The sequence below is a fragment of the Cochlodiniinecator piscidefendens genome (assembly GCF_011326755.1).
Classification (GTDB): domain Bacteria; phylum Pseudomonadota; class Alphaproteobacteria; order Rhodobacterales; family Rhodobacteraceae; genus Cochlodiniinecator; species Cochlodiniinecator piscidefendens.
This window is the reverse complement of sequence record NZ_JAAOIE010000007.1, coordinates 1-17624: the sequence shown is the minus strand read 5'-3', so window position 1 is coordinate 17624 and position 17624 is coordinate 1. Positions and strand designations below refer to the sequence as shown.

Here is a 17624-nt window from a genome sequence, read left to right as displayed (position 1 = left end):
TGAATACACATTCGCGCAGGCTGAGATGCGGGTCATGCTGACTTGACTTCATAAGCGGTTCACGCCGACACTTCGGCTAAACAGCGTGAGGAAAAGCAAAATGGCAGCAAGTTTTGACAGCGATAAAGCGGCCGCATTGCATCGGCATTTACATTCTCATTTGCCCCCAGAACCTGCTTTGCGTGTAAAGGCGTTAGAAAGCTTGCTGGTGGAACGCGGGTTGGTCAGCACCCAAACACTTGACTCATGGGTTGAGGCTTACACTGAAGAAATCGGTCCGAAACGCGGTGCGCAGGTTGTTGCGCGCTCTTGGCTTGATCAGGATTTTCGCGCGCGTCTGCTTGAAAATGCAACCGAAGCCATCAAAGAGTTTGGGTTTGAAGGCAACGCCACGGGCAACTTGAAAGCCGTAGAAAACACGGACACGACGCATAACCTTGTCGTTTGTACGCTGTGTTCTTGTTATCCGTTTTCTTTACTCGGAATGTCACCCGCATGGTATAAGGCCGGGGCATATCGTGCGCGCGCAGTACGCGAACCGCGCAAAGTTCTAAAGGAGTTCGGTGTAGAATTATCCGAGGATGTGGCCGTGCGCGTATGGGATAGCACGGCTGAGCTGCGCTATTTGATCGTGCCACAGCGCCCTGCAGGAACCGAAGGCTGGTCAGAAGTGCAACTGGCAGAAATTGTTACTCGTAACGCAATGATTGGCACTGACCGCGATTTAAAAACGGGGGCTGCTTGATGGATACAATTCATGACCTTGGCGGTAAACAGGGGTTTGGTCCAGTGGACGTCAACGAACCCGAAGTGCCTTTTCACCATGATTGGGAAGCGCGTGCTTGGGCATTGGCGCGGGCTGGCGGGCGGCCCGGACTGACGATTGATTGGTGGCGACACATGGTCGAACGTATGGATCCTGCGACTTATATGACAGTCCCGTATTTCGAAAAGTGGTGTCTGACCGACTTGGTTGGATATATCGACACAGGTTATTTCACGGTGGGCGAGGCGATTGAGGGACATCTTTTAACAACACCAAAAGGGACACCGCCAAAGGGAATTGGGTTGCCCGAGCTGATGGAGAATATGCGTCTTTCAGTAAAAGATTTTGAAGTGCCCACCGATGAACCTGCCAAATTTTCCGTAGGGGATCAGGTGCGCACGATTTCTTATGCTGTGCCGACCCATACGCGCCTACCGGCCTATGCGCGGGGGCGGATAGGGGAGGTAATCAGTCATCATGGTGCGCATCCTCTCCCGGACAAAAGCGCGCAAGGTCTAGAGGTGGCTGAGCATCTTTACACAGTGGTGTTTAAGGCTACGGAACTTTGGGGTGAAGAGGCTGACCCACGCGATACTGTGACGCTTGATCTGTGGGAGAGCTATTTTGAATAAGACGTGTCAGTTCGGACCCGAAGACGGGCTTGCTCCGAATGCGCCTAAATTTGCAGAAGCATGGCACGCGCAGGTTTTGGCAATCGCGGATACAATGATCACAAATGGCCGGGTTTCGGCCAACTTGTGGGCTGAAACTCTTGGTGCAGAATTACGCAAAGGCGAGGCCGAAGGCGCACCAGACACCGAAACCAGTTATTACGAAGCGGCACTTCGCGCGCTTGAACATGTGCTGGCATCAGGCGCGCTTGTTTCAACGAACGATCTAACCCAAAGGCGCAACGATTGGGAAACCGCTTATTTAGAGACACGCCACGGTCAGCCGGTAATCTTGAAATAACGGGCTGTTTAAAACGGCCAGAATACCAATATTGCGGGGATTGATACCGCGACGATCAGTATCTCAAGCGGTAGCCCCATACGCCAGTAGTCGCCAAATTTATATCCGCCTGGCCCTAAAATGAGCGTGTTGTTCTTATGACCGATTGGGGTGAGAAACGCACATGAGGCGGCGACTGCGACTGCCATCAAAAATGGATCGGGATCTACACCTAGGGCGTTCGCCATCTCTATTCCCACCGGAGCGGCGACAATGGTTGTAGCCGTGTTATTAAGCACGTCCGATAATGTCATTGTCACAACCATTAGAATGGTCAAAATGACCCACGGGGCAAATCCTGCTGTTAATGATAGGAGTGTGCCCGCAATGAGTTCAGTTCCACCCGATGTTTGCAGGGCTGAACCCAAAGGGATCATTGATCCGAGCAAAACGACAACCGGCCATTGAATATGATCATAGACCTCTTGAACGGGAATGATTTTGGTTAAGATAAACCCAATGACAACCAGCCCAAGCGCAATGGGAAGATAAATTAAACCGACACTTGCCGCCGCGACAGCCGCAGCAAAAAGGCCGATAGCGAGCCAGACTTTACTGTTCTCTGTGACGTTTAATCCACGATTGGCAAGTGGCAAACAGCCAAGCCATTCAGTGACTTCTGCACCGCTTTCGGCCGGAGCCAACAAAAGAAGAATGTCGCCGGGTTGGATTTCAGTTTTACGAACCTGTTGGGTGATGCGCTTTCCTTCACGCGAAATACCCATCAGTACGGTGCGACGGCGCCAGCCCAATCCGATGCCTTGCGCAGTTTTCCCTGCAATGCGGGCATTCTCTGGGACGACAACCTCGATTACCGACAGACCCTCACCGTCAGCGCGAAGTGCTTCTTGGCGACCAGATTCAGCAAAATCAAGCGACAGGGTTGCCCGAAATTCGTCGAGTGCATCGGGCGAAGCTTCGAGCACAATAGCATCCATAGCTTTTAGCTCTGTATGACGTGCGGTTCCAAAGCGTCTTTTGCCGTCTCGGACCAACCCCAAAATGGCGGCATCGCTTTTGTCTGCGGTTTCATAGAGTTCTGACAATCGCTGCCCTATGAGTTTAGAACCTTCGGGAATGGTGAGTTCTGCGATGTACTGACCGATTTCGGCCATTGGATCACTGCCGGAATCAGTGCCTGCGCTTTGCGGGATTAATCGCCAACCAATCAATGCGACAAAGACAAGTCCGGCGATTGCGGCCACGCCACCAACCGGGGCAAAGTCAAACATTCGAAATGGGCTACCTAAGCTTTCTTCGCGGATAGAGGCGATGATGATGTTTGGCGGGGTGCCAATCATTGTAACCATGCCCCCCAGAATCGTCGCGAAGGAAAGTGGCATAAGTGAAAGGCCCGGCGCACGACCAGCTTTGCGCGCGGTTTGAATATCGACAGGCATCAACAACGCAAGGGCGGCAACGTTATTCATAAATGCAGAAAGCACACCGCCAATGGCCCCCATCAATGTGATATGTGCAGCAAGGGATCGCGTGCTGTCTACTAAGGTGCGTGTAATCAGAAATACCGCACCAGACCGGACTAAACCAGCGGATACAATGAGCACAAGCGCGACCACCAATGTCGCGGGGTGCCCGAACCCGGAAAAGGCATCACTCGTTGGAACTACGCCCAGCACAACACCCACCATAAGCGCGCCAAATGCCACGAGATCATAGCGAAAGCGCCCCCAAAGCAGCATCGCGAACACAACGGCAAAGAGGCTAAATAGAATAATCTGGTCACTGGTCATGGTCGTTTCCTTCTGTCCTCTTTAACCAATCGGATTGGGCACGAAATTGCAATGGCTTGCGGCCATCTGTAGACCTGCAGTATATGGGGGTAACTTTACATTACCGGATCAGGAGGCTCGCATGGCAGGTCACTCAAAATGGGCAAACATCCAGCACCGCAAAGGGCGCCAGGATGGCATTCGTTCAAAGCTTTTCTCTAAACTTTCCAAAGAGATAACCGTCGCAGCGAAAATGGGCGACCCTGATGTCGATAAAAACCCGCGTTTGCGTCTGGCTGTTAAAGAAGCAAAATCAAATTCCGTTCCTAAGGACGTTATTGATCGCGCTATTAAAAAGGCAATCGGTGGCGACGCTGAAACATATGATGAAATCCGCTATGAGGGCTATGGTCCCAATGGGGTCGCGGTGATCGTTGAAACGATGACTGATAACAAAAACCGTACTGCTTCTACCGTGCGTTCCACCTTTACAAAAAACGGTGGAAACCTTGGTGAAACCGGTTCTGTTGGCTTCATGTTTGATCGCAAAGGCGAGATCACTTATGGGATTTCTGTTGGGGATGCCGATACGGTTATGATGGCGGCGATTGAAGCTGGGGCCGAGGATGTTGAAAGTTCAGAAGAGGGCCACACAATCATTTGTGCGGATACCGATTTGAACGATGTTTCCAACGCGCTTGAGGCGGAATTGGGCGAGACGGATTCAACAAAACTGATATGGAAACCAACCATTTCCACGGAATTGGGCCTAGAAGATATGCAGAAATTGATGAAGCTTGTGGATGCGTTGGAAGACGATGATGACGTGCAGCGCGTCACCACAAACTTTGATGCATCAGACGAAGTTATGGCGCAGCTTTAACCATCAAAACGACTGTATGGTTTCTATGCAGGAATTATGCAGCTTTTATATGGTTTATATGGTTTATATGGTTTATATGCATACGAATTGCGGCGTCCTTTGGGGCGCCGCTTTGCGTTTGAGGGCTACAACTAACGTGCTCCTCGTGGCCAGGCCAAGGTCTGCTATGCAGGACGAAGCGACAACCCATATGGTCTCCTGTTATTTACGGTACTCAGAAAACCATACTTCCATTCTGATCTTCACGAGCGTCTGCATTGCTGAGACTGATAGGGTGCCGCCGCCGCCGCTTGCGTCCGATCGTGGGCTAAAACCGATATCTGCGATGTAACTACCTTTGGGAAGGTTCTTCCCGTCTTTTTCAAGCCAGCGTTCAAATTCAACGAGTTGTACAGGCAATTCCCAGCTATCGTCGCAAAGCCATGCCATGGATTTAGGTTTCTCTTGAGTGGGAATGGTATCGTCGACGTCGGCGAAAACATTGATTGGCATTTAGAACCCCTCTGTTGAAAGATGCCTACACCATACAAGAATAGCTGAAGACATAACAACGGAACCAGTAGAACAGAGCCTCACGGCGTTGATTGGGCCGTAGCTATTGTTGGTTGCCCTAGTCGCTTCGAGGCTTAGTGCACCACATGGCAAACTGCCCGGCATTGTCACAGATGGAATACGCCATCTTTCGCAACCTCATTGTGGCAAAGGAATATGGTTGTGGATTGGTTAGATCCCGAATGGTACGCCTCCTGTCACCGGAAGATTGATACCGGTGACGTAATTTGCCTGTGGCCCGGCCAGATAGGCAACGGCATTGGCCACATCCAGCGGTAGGCCGGCATCCCGCAGAGCGACATTTGCATAGCGGCGTTTTTTAATGTCATCGACAGATAATTCGTTTTCTTTGGCTAGGCGGGTATTGGCAGCAGTGTGCATATCCGTCGCGATGTAGCCAGGGCAGACGGTGTTACAGAGAATGCCGTCAGGTCCAAATTCCGCTGCAAGCGTTTTGGTGAAGCCGACCAGCCCATGTTTCATCGCAGTATAAGCCCCAAAGCCCGGTTCAGCGCCGAGGCTTCCGGTTGAGCCGATATTGATGATGCGTCCACCGCCGACACGTTGCATTTCGGGAATGCAGGCTTGGGCTAACATCATGGGCCCCAAAATATTGACGTCAAAGCTTTGGCGCCATTGATCAGGGGTGGTGGACAGGAAATTGTCTGACCCGGCCAATGAGCCCGCGTTGTTTACGAGGATGTCCAGCCGCCCAAATGTGGCGAGCGTTGTTGCCATGCAATCTTGGATGTTTTGTGCAGATGTGACGTCTAAGATAACTGATTTCGCGCTATTGCCTTCAGCTTGAATAACCGAAGTCAGTTGGGAAAGAAGGCCTTCGTGCGCCTGCAAGTCAGCCACAACCACAGAAGCGCCGTCTTTGGCAAGGCGCAATGCCGTTGCACGACCTATGCCTTGAGGCGCAGAGGCCCCTGTCACTATGGCAACTTTTCCCTCGAGTGGTTTCATGGTGTTGCCCCTGCATTTAATGAACTGTTTATGTATCTAAGGTCGATTTTGATTTATTAAAGAGGAAAATTGACCCGTTTTATTACGGTTATTGAACGGTTGGCTGCGTTGGCCTAGCATAAGGTCTCAGACCTATTGCATTCGCCAAATTTATGATGAGGAACATATGAAATGATTGCCTACGTCACTGTCGGCGCAGATGATATCGCGCGGGCGAAACTGTTTTATTCTGCCTTCCTACCGACGCTTGATTATGGGTTGACGGAGGGGGATGAGGGCTTGAGCTACGTACTGTCTGTTCCGCCAGGGCAGCGTCCCGTTTCGCCTGATTTTTACGTTAAACCTACTTTTAACGGGCATCCGGCCTCGGCAGGGAATGGAACTATGGTTGCATTTGAGGCGCGCAATCAACAGCAGGTTTGTGATCTGCACGCCGCGGCGCTTGCCGCGGGGGGATTTGATGAGGGAAAACCTGGTTTTCGTGATGCTTATGGGCCTCATTTTTATGTGGGATATCTACGCGATCCCCAAGGCAACAAAATCGCACTTTTTTCCAGTAACCCGGATGAGCCCGGACGCGGCGGGTAGTTTGACAATCAGAGGCTCGCTGCAGATTTTTGGTCTTTGGTCACATTGCGTACGGCTTTGGTAAGGGGGGCTAATGTTTTGGCTGTGATGCGATTGCATTGCCAATAGAGCGGGATATCAAATTGTGGATTTTGCCCCAACCCCACGAGCTCACCGGACCTTATCAGTGGCTCAACCAAGTGTGCGGGATTCATGCCCCAACCGAGGCCGAGTTTCGCGGCGTCGATGAAGCCTTGGGTCGATGGAACAACATGATGTTGGGCTTTTAGCGAGGCACCGGATTCGCGCTGGGCCCATTGATTTTGCAACTGGTCTTTGGTGTCGTATTGCAAGGCGGGAGCTTGGCTCAGGGCTGCAATTGTGACGCCATTTGGAAAATAGCGACTGACAAAGGCAGGGCTGGCAGTTGCGATATAGCGAAAATTCCCCAGCGATGTGCAATCGCATCCGCTGATTGGGCGGGCAATGGCGGTGACTGCGGCGACAACTTCGCCAGATTTCAACCACTCGGCGGAATGATCCTGATCATCTGTGATGAGGTCGAAGTAAATATTCGGATGGTCTTGGGTGAAGTCTGCTAAGGCAACTAAAAACCATGACGCGAGGCTGTCGGCGTTGACCGCGATCCGCAGTGTCGTTGGGGCATCCGTCGCAATCCCGAGATCGTCTGTTAAGGCGCGTTCAAGCATTTGGACTTCTTGAACGTGACGCAGGAGTGTTTTCCCCGAGGAGGTTGGTTGGGCGGGTTGTCCGCGAATGATCAGGGTGCTGCCGAAGCGTTCTTCGAGCAGTTTAATACGCTGGGAGATAGCGGACTGCGTTAACCCCAATGCAGAGGCCGCCGCGTCAAAGCTGCCATGTCGGATGACAGCGGCAAAGGCGGTAAGGAGGGTATAATCCAACATTAGAAATTTTAATTCCATTTCAAAATTATTAATTTGGCTAAACTGTGCGCCCAGAGTATCCCCTCGTCAAGCAAGGAGTTTGATATGCAAAGTGCAAGTGCCGGGTTCTTTTTGGGGCTAAGTTTGATTTTGGCAATTGGGGCGCAAAATGCGTTTGTGTTGCGACAGGGGTTGCGTGGGGAGCATGTGTTTTGGGTGGCTTTGACCTGCGCGGTGTCAGACGCTTTGTTGATCACGTTCGGCGTCAGCAGTTTTGGCTGGATTGAACGCACGCTGCCGCTCGTAACGCCGGTGTTCCTATATGGTGGTGTGGCGTTTTTGGTCTGGTACGGATTTGAAAAAATGCGGGCAGCGTGGCGCGGTGGAGAAGCACTGACTGCTGAAGGGAACGGAGGGCAAAGTTTGAGCAAGGCATTGCTAACCTGTTTGGCGCTGACTTGGCTAAACCCGCATGTGTATCTGGATACGGTGGTTTTTCTGGGCTCTGTATCGACACAATATGACAGCGCATTGGCCTTTGGAGCGGGGGCTGTCTTGTCTTCTTTTGTTTTTTTCTTTTCGTTGGCCTACGGCGCGCGGCTTCTCAGGCCCTTATTTTCAAAGCCATTGGCGTGGCGGATTTTGGATTTCATCATTGCGCTTGTCATGTGGGGGATAGCGGCCAAGCTGCTGACGCAATGAGCCCTTGCAATAGAGCGGGCAGGGGTATCCTTTGGCTGCTATGAGTAATCTTAAAACACAAAAACCAGATCGCCCTCTTATGGGGGTGTTTTGGATGTTGATGACCGGTTTGAATTTTGTCGCCGTCACTGCATTGGTGAAACATATCGGTGGGGCTGTCCCACCAGCCCAAGCGGCATTTATGCGGTATGCTTTGGGTCTGTTGTTTGTCATCCCGATGATCAAACCCATGATCGAAGCGCGCATGACGTCGACGCAGGTTAAATTGTTCGCCTTGCGTGGGGTGATGCAAACCGGCGGGGTCATTCTGTGGTTTTTTGCGATGACGCAGATTTCAATCGCTGAGGTCACGGCGATGAATTATCTATCACCTGTCTATGTTACGCTGGGGGCCGCGCTGTTGCTGGGGGAAACCTTTGCGTTGCGTCGATTGGGGGCGGTGTTGGCGGCATTGATCGGGGCTTTGATTATTTTGCGCCCGGGTGTGCGGGAACTGACAGCGGGTCACGGGGCGATGATTTTGACCCCGATTTTGTTTGCCGGGGGATATTTGATCGCAAAGCGCATGGCGGATCAGGTGTCGCCCTCGGTCGTGGTGGGGATGCTGTCTATCACGGTGGCCATTGGGCTTGCACCATTTGCGTGGATGGTCTGGGTGCCGCTGAGTGGGATGCAGGTGTTTTGGCTGTTCTTAGTCGCGGTGTTTGCAACGGCGGGGCATTTTTCGATGACCTTGGCATTTCAGGCAGCCCCGGTATCTGTCACGCAGCCGGTGACATTTTTACAGCTGATTTGGGCAACGCTGCTGGGCGCGCTGTTTTTTAATGAACCTGCGGACAGCTGGGTGATGTTGGGTGGCGGCATTATTATTGCTGCGATCAGTTTTATCAGTTGGCGGGAAACAGTATTAAAACGACGCGCTGCTCAGGCATAAAAAAACCCGGTCCTAAGACCGGGTTTTAAGGTTAGCTGCGGGGATCGAGGAGTTTTGCGAGGACTCGGTCTTTAGTGACTTTACCGATCAGGGTACCGGCTTCGTCAATGACCCCAACAGCGTCCCCTGTTTCACCGATGCGTTCCATCACTTCGCGGATGTCTGTATCGGGGGATACTGTGAGTTTTGGTGTTTCGTCTGTGGGTTCAACCACGTCGCGGGCGCATAAGACGCCAAGCGGATTCATATGTGCGACGAAATCCGCCACATATTCATTTGCAGGATTTGAGAAAATATCCTGAGGCGTGCCGCATTGCACGATGCGCCCGCCTTCCATAATCGCGATGCGGTCGCCAAGCTTAAAGGCTTCGTCGAGGTCGTGGCTCACGAAAATGATAGTGCGTTTCAGGTCGCGTTGCAGGTCTAGCAATTCATCCTGAAGCCGTGTGCGGATCAATGGATCAAGCGCTGAGAAGGGTTCATCCATCAGCAAAATCGGCGCATCCGTTGCAAACGCACGGGCAAGCCCGACGCGTTGCTGCATGCCGCCTGACAGTTCGCCCACTTTGCGATCCGCCCAATCAGACAGGTTCACCAATTTGAGTTGTTCATCAACTTTTTTGGTGCGTTCTACTTTGGACATGCCACCGAGCTCAAGCCCAAGGCCGGTGTTTTCACGCACCGTGCGCCATGGCAAAAGGCCAAATTGTTGAAACACCATTGCAATGCGGTGTTGGCGCATGTGGCGCAGGGTTGTTTCATCGGTGTTGGTGATGTCGACCATTTGATCGCCATTGTTCACCCGCACAGATCCGCGCACCACGGGGTTTAACCCATTTACGGCCCGCAGAAGAGTCGATTTTCCTGATCCTGACAGCCCCATAAGGACGAGGATTTCGCCCTCAGCCACATCAATTGAGCAGTTGTGAACACCCAACACCTGACCGGTTTCTTTTTGGATTTCGCCACGTTCCTTCATGTCATCCATAAGCGGAAGCGCGGTTTCAGGACTGTCGCCAAAGACGATAGAGACGTTGTCAAATTCTACAGCATTGCTCATGTCTTGTTCTCCACCCGTAGCATCCGGTCGAGCGCGATTGCGACGGCGACGATGACAAATCCGCTTTCGAAGCCTTTGGCGGCATTCACCTGTTGCAGTGCACGAACCACTGGCACACCCAAGCCATCCGCGCCAACGAGGGCGGCAATCACAACCATGGATAGGCTGAGCATGATGGTTTGGTTCAACCCGGTCATGATCTGCGGGAAGGCGTAGGGCAATTCGACTTTGTAAAGCGTTTGGCGCGGGGTCGCACCAAAGGCGCGCGCGGCTTCGATCAAAGAGGTTGGAACTTGGGATACGCCAAGTTCGGTCAGGCGGATGGGCGCAGGAATTACGAAGATAAACGTCGCAACGAGGCCCGGAACCATGCCAATACCAAAGAGAACGATCATCGGGATCAGATACACAAAGGTCGGAATGGTTTGCATCATGTCCAAAACGGGCAGGATGAATGAATAAAAACGGGGGTTATGCGCCGCATAGATGCCGATTGGAACGCCAACACCCATACAGAACAACACGGCATAAAGGATAAGCGTTAAGCTTTCGGTGGTTTCTTCCCAATAGCCTTGGTTCAGGACGTAGAGAAAGCAAAGCGAAACAAGAACGACCCGTTTCCAGTCCTTTTGAATAACCCAAGTCAACCCGGCAAAGAGCGCGATGAGAAAAACGGGGTGCGGGTATTGCAGCAGTTCAACGGTTGCCTCGATCACCCATGTCAGAAAGACTTCAAGCCCCTCAAAGAACCAAGCGAAGTTGTCGCGCATCCATTCGAAAATAATTTTAGCAGTTTTCCCTATTGGGATCTTCTCTTCAGTCAGCCAATCCATCGCGCCCACCACATTCCGTTCATGTATAAAAAAGCTCCAGCGCGATGGCTGGAGCTTCTGATCTTAGTTTTACAAAGCCTTAGAGACCCAGTGACGATTTAACCGCAGCCATTGCATCGCCGCCGTCTTTGGTTGTCACGCCGTCAAGCCATGGGCCAAGCGCGTCAGCGTTTGCAGCAAGCCATGCTTCTGCAGCATCATCTGCGTCTTCGCCTTCGTCCAGGATTGCGCCCATGATTTGGTTTTCCATATCAAGGGTGAACGTCATGTTGTTCAGAAGCGCGCCGACATTTGGGCATTCTTCGGCATAACCTGCACGGGTGTTGGTAAACACGTCACCCTCTGCGCCAAACCATTCTTCGCCACCGGTGAGGTAGGTTACTTCGAAGTTTGAGTTCATTGGGTGCGGAGCCCAACCCAAGAACACGATAGGTTCATCACGAGAAGACGCGCGATCAACTTGCGCCAACATGCCTTGTTCAGAGCTTTCGACAACTTCAAGCGCGCTCATGCCGAAGGTGTCAGCGTCGATCAGGTCCATAACAATACGGTTGCCGTCGTTGCCGGGCTCGATGCCGTAGATTTTGCCGTCGAGGGCTTCTGCGTGGGCTGCGAGATCAGCAAAGTCTGCAATGCCGAGCGCCGCGCCTTGGGCGTTGGTTGCCAATGTGTAGGCTGTACCAGTGAGGTTTGGACCCATGATGTCAACGGTGCCTGCTTCGCGGTAGGGTGCGATGTCGGCTTCCATGGTTGGCATCCAGTTGCCCAAGAATACATCAACGTCGCCCTCAGCCAAAGAGATGTAAGTCACAGGTACAGACAGAACTTTGATATCTGTTTCATAGCCAAGTGCTTCGAGGATCAAAGAGGCAGTTGCAGTGGTCGCTGTGATATCTGTCCAGCCCACGTCTGAAAACGTAACAGTGCCGCAATCGGCGTAAGCAGTGCCAGCAGCAGCAGACAAGGCCAATGCGGAGATAGCAGTTTTAAAAGTCATTATTTAGTTCCCTGTTTTTTCTTGATTGACGAGTCAATTAAAATCGAAGAAGAGTCATAAAGCAAGCTTTTTGGAGAAAATCATGCCTAAACTCGGGATGGAGCCTATCAGGCGCGAGGCGCTGGTGAAAGCGACGATCACTGAAATTGGCCGCGCTGGATCTCTGGATGTAACAGTGTCACAGATCGCAAAACGAGCAGGGGTTTCCTCAGCGCTTGCCCATCATTACTTTGGTGGAAAAGATCAAATATTTCTTGCTGCTATGCGCCATATCCTCACAGTTTACGGCGCGCAGGTTCGTGGGGCTTTGGTCTTGGCCAAATCCCCACGAGACCGAGTTGAAGGCGTAATCCGCGCCAGCTTTGAAGCCGGCAATTTCCGCCCTGAGGTGATCAGTGCTTGGCTGAATTTTTATGTTCAAGCTCAGACGTCAAAAGAAGCCGCGCGGCTTTTGCGAATCTATCAAAAACGGATGCATTCGAACCTTTTGGTTGGGCTGCGTCCACTTTTGGAGGGGCACGCAGAATTTGCGGCGACCGGAATCGCGGCCATGATTGATGGCCACTATATTCGCCATGCTTTGAAGGGGGCCCAACCTACGGGAGAGGCCGCAGCAGCGATGGTGATCGACTATCTCGACTTTTTGCTGGAGGGGCACAAATGAGCCAACCGAATATTCTCATCTTTATGGTGGATCAGTTGAACGGGACGTTGTTTCCCGATGGTCCAGCGGACTGGCTGCACGCCCCGAACTTAAAGAAACTGGCGGCGAAATCTGTGCGGTTTCAAAATGCCTATACTGCGTCGCCTTTGTGCGCGCCGGGGCGGGCATCGTTTATGACCGGGCAGTTGCCGTCGCGGACACGGGTTTATGATAACGCGGCAGAATTTGCATCTGACATTCCAACCTATGCACACCATTTGCGTCGGGCGGGGTATCAAACCTGCCTGTCGGGTAAGATGCACTTTGTTGGCCCTGACCAGCTACATGGTTTTGAAGAGCGTCTAACAACGGATATCTATCCGCCTGATTTCGGCTGGACCCCTGATTATCGTAAGCCGGGCGAGCGGATTGATTGGTGGTATCACAATATGAGTTCGGTCACTGAATCAGGTGTGGCTGAGATTTCCAATCAGATGGAATATGATGACGAGGTTGCCTATAATGCGACGCGTAAAGTCTATGACCTTGCCCGTGGCAAAGATGACCGCCCGTGGAGCCTGACTGTCAGCTTTACACATCCGCACGACCCTTATGTAGCGCGTAAGAAATACTGGGATCTGTATGAGGATTGCGAACATCTTTTGCCCGAAGTTCCGGCGATGCCTTATGAAGAACATGATGCACACGCCAAGCGGATTTTTGACGCGAATGATTGGCGTAGCTTCAACATCACCGAAGAGGACATAAAGCGGTCCCGCCGGGCTTATTTCGCCAATATCTCATATCTTGATGATAAAATCGGCGAAGTGATCGAAGCGCTTGAAAGCACTCGCCAAGAGGCGATTATCATGTTTGTCTCTGATCATGGCGATATGCTCGGGGATCGGGGTCTGTGGTTTAAGATGTGTTTTTATGAGGGATCAGCGCGTGTGCCGTTTATGGTGTCGTCGCCTGATCTTGAGCCGCAGTTGGTGAAAGAACCCGTATCCAACATAGATTTCACGCCGACGCTTTGTGATTTGGCCAATGTCAGTCTGGATGAGGTTCTACCGTGGACTGATGGCGAAAGCTTGATTCCCTATGCAAAAGGCGAGGTCAGAACGACCCCGGTTGCGATGGAATATGCGGCTGAGGCGTCTTATGCGCCGTTGGTGTCATTGCGGTATGGCAAATGGAAATATAACCGCTGTGCGCTGGACGCGGATCAGCTGTTTGATATGGAAAACGACCCGCACGAGTTGACCAATTTAGCGGATGATCCGGCCCATGCCGGAACATTGCAAACGCTGCGAGCTAAGTCTGACGATCGTTGGGATTTAGACCGATTTGACGCGGATGTGCGCCAATCGCAAGCGCGGCGCTGGGTGGTTTATGAATCCTTGCGCAATGGCGCCTATTTCCCGTGGGATTACCAACCCCTTCTGAAAGCAAGTGAGCGCTATATGCGCAATCATATGGATTTGAACGTGGTCGAAGAAAACGCCCGTTTCCCAAGAGGTGAATGATGTTATACCAACCTAAAGCCAGCCACTTTATCAATGGCGAATACGTCGAAGATACCGCAGGCGATGTGATCGACGTGGTCTACCCTGCAACCGGCGAAACAATTGCCAAATTACACGCAGCAACCCCGGCTATTATTGATTTGGCTTTGAATTCTGCCAAAGCCGCCCAAAAAGAATGGGCTGCATTGTCAGGTACCGAACGGGGCCGAGTGCTGCGCAAGGCGTCTGACATGATGCGTGAACGCAACTATGAACTATCGGTGATTGAAACCCACGACACCGGTAAACCGATTCAGGAAACCACCGTTGCTGACGCGACCTCTGGTGCGGATGCGCTTGAGTATTTTGGTGGTTTGGCCGGGTCGTTGACTGGTGAACATATTCCATTGGCTGGCGGTGATTTCGTCTACACGATGCGCGAAGCCTTGGGTGTTTGCGTTGGGATCGGCGCATGGAACTACCCAACACAGATTGCTTGTTGGAAAGGCGCGCCTGCGCTGGCATGTGGCAATTCTATGGTGTTCAAGCCATCAGAAACTACACCTCTATCGGCGTTGAAAGTTGCTGAGATCCTGATCGAAGCAGGGGCACCAAAAGGTGTTTATAATGTTGTGCAAGGATACGGCGCAGTTGGCGCATCATTGATCACAGACCCGCGCGTGGCCAAGGTTTCTTTGACCGGGTCCGTTCCAACAGGTCGCAAGGTTTATGCAGCAGCTGCTGCCGAGATGAAACACGTCACGATGGAACTTGGCGGTAAATCCCCAATGATCGTGTTTGATGACGCTGATGTTGAAAATGCCGTTGGCGGTGCGATCCTTGGGAACTTCTATTCTTCAGGTCAGGTCTGCTCCAACGGAACCCGTGTTTTCGTTCAGAAGGGCATCAAAGAAAAGTTCCTGAAACGCCTGTCAGAGCGTTTGGCCAATGCCAAAATTGGCGACCCAATGGATGAAGACGTGAGCTTTGGCCCAATGGTGTCTGAAAACCAGATGAACATTGCGCTCAGCTATATTGAGAAGGGCGTCGCCGAAGGTGCACGTCTGGTCTACGGCGGCAAACGGATCGAAGGCGAAGGGTATTACCTTGAGCCAGCGATTTTTGCCGATGTGACGGACAATATGTCTATCGCTCGCGAAGAAATCTTTGGTCCTGTCATGTCTGTGCTTGATTTCGACACAGAAGAAGAAGTGCTGGCGCGTGCCAATGATACTGAATTTGGCCTAGCCGCCGGGGTGTTTACCGCCGACATTATGCGTGCGCACCGCGTTGTTGCCGGATTTGAAGCGGGGACATGTTATATCAACACCTACAACCTTGCCCCAGTTGAAGCCCCCTTTGGCGGGAGCAAGATGTCAGGTGTTGGACGCGAAAATTCAAAGCTCGCGATCAACCATTTCTCAGAAATGAAGACGGTTTATGTCTCTATGAATGACGTAGAGGCCCCTTACTAAAAGCGAGCAGGCCCCGTGTAGGCGGGGCCGTGCCCTTGATGGTGGAATGAAAATGGAAGCTGATTTTGTAATTATTGGCGCGGGGTCTGCGGGCTGCGCGATGGCTTATCGTTTGTCTGAGGCAGGCGCGTCGGTGCTCATCATCGAGCATGGTGGCACAGATATTGGGCCGCTTATTCAGATGCCGGCTGCGCTGAGCTATCCGATGAATATGAAAACCTATGACTGGGGGTATCAATCCCTGCCAGAGCCGCATTTGGATGGCCGTCGTCTGGCAACGCCGCGCGGTAAAGTTATTGGTGGATCGTCTTCTATCAATGGCATGGTCTATGTGCGCGGCAATGCTAAGGATTTTGATCACTGGGCCGAAAGTGGTGCGCAGGGTTGGTCGTATGCGGATGTGTTGCCGTATTACAAACGCATGGAAAGCTGGGATTCTGGCGGACACGGTGGTGATCCTGACTGGCGCGGAAAATCCGGCCCGTTGCACGTCAGCCGTGGCCCACGCAAAAACCCATTGTTTCAGGCCTTCGTCGATGCAGGGGAGCAAGCGGGCTATCCGGTGACCGATGACTATAATGGTCAACAGCAAGAGGGTTTCGGCCCGATGGAGCAAACGGTGCACAATGGGCGTCGTTGGTCTGCTGCAAATGCGTATCTGCGTCCGGCGCTGGAACGTGACAACTGCGATATGGTTCGCGCATTGGCGCGCAAGGTTGTTATCGAAGAGGGCCGTGCTGTCGGGGTTGAGGTTGAGCGTGGCGGAAAGATCGAGGTCATTCGCGCCCGCCGCGAAGTGATCGTATCTGCCTCTTCTATCAATTCACCCAAACTGTTGATGCTTTCGGGCATTGGCCCAGCTGCGGAATTGGCGAAACACGGGATCGAGGTTGTCGCCGATCGCCCAGGCGTTGGTAAAAACCTGCAGGACCATTTGGAACTGTATCTTCAGATGGCGTCCAAAAAACCGATCACGCTCTATAAGCATTGGAACCTCGTGTCCAAAGCGGTGATCGGAGCGCAGTGGCTGTTCACCAAAAAAGGCCTCGGCGCATCAAACCAATTTGAAAGCGCCGCGTTCATTCGTTCAAAGGCGGGGGTGGAGTATCCTGATATCCAGTATCACTTCCTCCCTATTGCTGTGCGTTATGATGGTAAGGTCGCCGCCGAGGGCCACGGGTTCCAGGCGCACGTCGGTCCAATGCGCTCCCCGTCACGCGGTGAGGTGACATTGGCATCGGCTGATCCAAAAGACGCACCCAACATTCAGTTCAACTATATGTCCACTGAACAGGACTGGGAAGATTTCCGCACCTGTATTCGTTTGACCCGCGAAATCTTTGCGCAGGATGCGTTCAAGCCCTACGTCAAACATGAAATCCAACCGGGGGATGCGGTGCAGTCTGATGATGAGCTAAACGGGTTCATTAAGGAGCATGTCGAAAGTGCCTATCATCCGTCGTGTTCTTGCAAGATGGGGGCGACCGATGATCCAATGGCGGTCGTTGATCCAGAATGCCGTGTGATCGGCGTAGAGGGGCTGCGCGTCGCGGACAGTTCTATCTTCCCTCGGATTACCAATGGGAACCTGAATGGGCCATCCATTATGACCGGTGAAAAAGCAGCTGATCATATCTTAGGTAAGGGAATGCTTGCCCCTGCAAATGATGAACCTTGGATGAACACCAATTGGGAATCATCTCAGCGTTAAACAGAAAGGGCTCGCCGCAGTGGCGGGCCTTTTTTGTATTTTTCGACGCTAGATGGGGGTCGGAACCGTTGGGCTGCGGATTGTGTTGGGTATATCCATAAGGGGCTTCCGCAAAACCCTCTGTTTTCGGGGTGTTTTTGTTGTTCCAGCAAAAGGTTCACTTTTCTATTTCGGGTAAGTTGTTGAAAAACATATATAATGAAGGAAATTTCAAAAAACTTTCACATTTTTCGAAAAAAGGGGTTGCGACTCTTTTCGCATAGGCCTAAACACCGCCTTACCGAAAGGGCGACACGGAAACGAGACGCTCTGAGGGGAACGGAAGCAGCTGAGGTTGCGGATGGGATTTAGAGGTTGATTTAGCTGGAAGCGACTTGTAGA

18 protein-coding genes are annotated in these 17624 nt (G+C 52.1%); 11 read left to right on the top strand and 7 right to left on the bottom strand.

Annotated features, from left to right (window positions below; all coding sequences use genetic code 11):
- Positions 1 to 100 precede the first annotated feature (100 nt).
- The 3 genes from nthA to G9C99_RS15260 are packed head-to-tail and all read left to right on the top strand — an operon-like array spanning position 101 to position 1738.
- Complete coding sequence (nthA, locus tag G9C99_RS15270; protein ID WP_166418394.1) at positions 101 to 745, top strand: nitrile hydratase subunit alpha; 645 nt, start codon at positions 101 to 103, stop codon at positions 743 to 745.
- On the top strand, positions 745 to 1398 hold the full coding sequence (nthB, locus tag G9C99_RS15265) for a nitrile hydratase subunit beta (RefSeq protein WP_166418393.1): 654 nt from the start codon (positions 745 to 747) through the stop codon (positions 1396 to 1398). The genes nthA and nthB overlap by 1 nt, the downstream gene beginning before the upstream one ends.
- The gene (locus G9C99_RS15260; protein ID WP_166418392.1) at positions 1391 to 1738 is read left to right on the top strand and encodes an SH3-like domain-containing protein; all 348 of its coding nucleotides are present in this window, start codon (positions 1391 to 1393) and stop codon (positions 1736 to 1738) included. Before nthB ends, G9C99_RS15260 begins: the two co-directional genes overlap by 8 nt.
- An 8-nt stretch (positions 1739 to 1746) precedes the next feature.
- On the opposite strand, the gene G9C99_RS15255 is transcribed toward G9C99_RS15260, so the two are convergent.
- Positions 1747 to 3528, bottom strand: coding sequence for an SLC13 family permease (locus tag G9C99_RS15255; protein WP_166418391.1), 1782 nt, complete (start codon positions 3526 to 3528; stop codon positions 1747 to 1749).
- A gap of 121 nt (positions 3529 to 3649) precedes the next feature.
- On the opposite strand from G9C99_RS15255, the gene G9C99_RS15250 reads away from it, so the two are divergent.
- Complete coding sequence (locus G9C99_RS15250) at positions 3650 to 4390, top strand: YebC/PmpR family DNA-binding transcriptional regulator (protein WP_166418390.1); 741 nt, start codon at positions 3650 to 3652, stop codon at positions 4388 to 4390.
- Between the two features lie 201 nt (positions 4391 to 4591).
- Here G9C99_RS15250 and G9C99_RS15245 read toward each other — a convergent pair whose 3' ends face one another.
- The gene (locus G9C99_RS15245; protein ID WP_166418389.1) at positions 4592 to 4882 is read right to left on the bottom strand and encodes a hypothetical protein; all 291 of its coding nucleotides are present in this window, start codon (positions 4880 to 4882) and stop codon (positions 4592 to 4594) included.
- Between the two features lie 231 nt (positions 4883 to 5113).
- A complete protein-coding gene (locus tag G9C99_RS15240; protein ID WP_166418388.1) occupies positions 5114 to 5911 on the bottom strand; it encodes an SDR family NAD(P)-dependent oxidoreductase in 798 nt (265 codons plus the stop codon).
- A gap of 171 nt (positions 5912 to 6082) precedes the next feature.
- Between G9C99_RS15240 and G9C99_RS15235 the strand changes: the two genes are divergently transcribed.
- Complete coding sequence (locus tag G9C99_RS15235) at positions 6083 to 6499, top strand: VOC family protein (protein WP_166418387.1); 417 nt, start codon at positions 6083 to 6085, stop codon at positions 6497 to 6499.
- Between the two features lie 8 nt (positions 6500 to 6507).
- Here G9C99_RS15235 and G9C99_RS15230 read toward each other — a convergent pair whose 3' ends face one another.
- Entirely contained in the window at positions 6508 to 7404 is an 897-nt protein-coding gene (locus G9C99_RS15230) for a LysR family transcriptional regulator ArgP (protein ID WP_166418386.1), read from the bottom strand.
- 84 nt (positions 7405 to 7488) lie between these two features.
- On the opposite strand from G9C99_RS15230, the gene G9C99_RS15225 reads away from it, so the two are divergent.
- Together G9C99_RS15225 and G9C99_RS15220 are read left to right on the top strand one after the other, a co-directional pair.
- A complete protein-coding gene (locus G9C99_RS15225) occupies positions 7489 to 8085 on the top strand; it encodes a LysE/ArgO family amino acid transporter (protein WP_166418385.1) in 597 nt (198 codons plus the stop codon).
- Positions 8086 to 8125: 40 nt separating this feature from the next.
- On the top strand, positions 8126 to 9019 hold the full coding sequence (locus G9C99_RS15220; protein WP_166418384.1) for a DMT family transporter: 894 nt from the start codon (positions 8126 to 8128) through the stop codon (positions 9017 to 9019).
- A gap of 31 nt (positions 9020 to 9050) precedes the next feature.
- Here G9C99_RS15220 and choV read toward each other — a convergent pair whose 3' ends face one another.
- The 3 genes from choV to choX form a co-directional block, all read right to left on the bottom strand.
- Positions 9051 to 10079: a choline ABC transporter ATP-binding protein gene (gene choV, locus G9C99_RS15215; protein WP_166418383.1), complete on the bottom strand. Its 1029-nt coding sequence runs from the start codon at positions 10077 to 10079 to the stop codon at positions 9051 to 9053.
- Positions 10076 to 10912: a choline ABC transporter permease subunit gene (choW, locus tag G9C99_RS15210; protein ID WP_166418382.1), complete on the bottom strand. Its 837-nt coding sequence runs from the start codon at positions 10910 to 10912 to the stop codon at positions 10076 to 10078. The genes choV and choW overlap by 4 nt, the downstream gene beginning before the upstream one ends.
- 79 nt (positions 10913 to 10991) lie before the next feature.
- A complete protein-coding gene (gene choX, locus G9C99_RS15205) occupies positions 10992 to 11909 on the bottom strand; it encodes a choline ABC transporter substrate-binding protein (protein WP_166418381.1) in 918 nt (305 codons plus the stop codon).
- 82 nt (positions 11910 to 11991) lie between these two features.
- Here choX and betI point away from each other — a divergent pair, with 82 nt between their 5' ends.
- Genes betI through betA form a run of 4 tightly spaced genes read left to right on the top strand, consistent with a single transcriptional unit; the run spans position 11992 to position 17243 of the window.
- Positions 11992 to 12573 (top strand): choline-binding transcriptional repressor BetI, encoded by a 582-nt coding sequence (betI, locus tag G9C99_RS15200; protein ID WP_205859868.1) that lies wholly within the window; start codon positions 11992 to 11994, stop codon positions 12571 to 12573.
- Positions 12570 to 14078, top strand: coding sequence for a choline-sulfatase (gene betC / locus G9C99_RS15195; protein WP_166418380.1), 1509 nt, complete (start codon positions 12570 to 12572; stop codon positions 14076 to 14078). The genes betI and betC overlap by 4 nt, the downstream gene beginning before the upstream one ends.
- On the top strand, positions 14078 to 15532 hold the full coding sequence (gene betB / locus G9C99_RS15190) for a betaine-aldehyde dehydrogenase (RefSeq protein WP_166418379.1): 1455 nt from the start codon (positions 14078 to 14080) through the stop codon (positions 15530 to 15532). Before betC ends, betB begins: the two co-directional genes overlap by 1 nt.
- Before the next feature lie 52 nt (positions 15533 to 15584).
- Entirely contained in the window at positions 15585 to 17243 is a 1659-nt protein-coding gene (betA, locus tag G9C99_RS15185) for a choline dehydrogenase (RefSeq protein ID WP_166418378.1), read from the top strand.
- Positions 17244 to 17624: the final 381 nt, after the last annotated feature.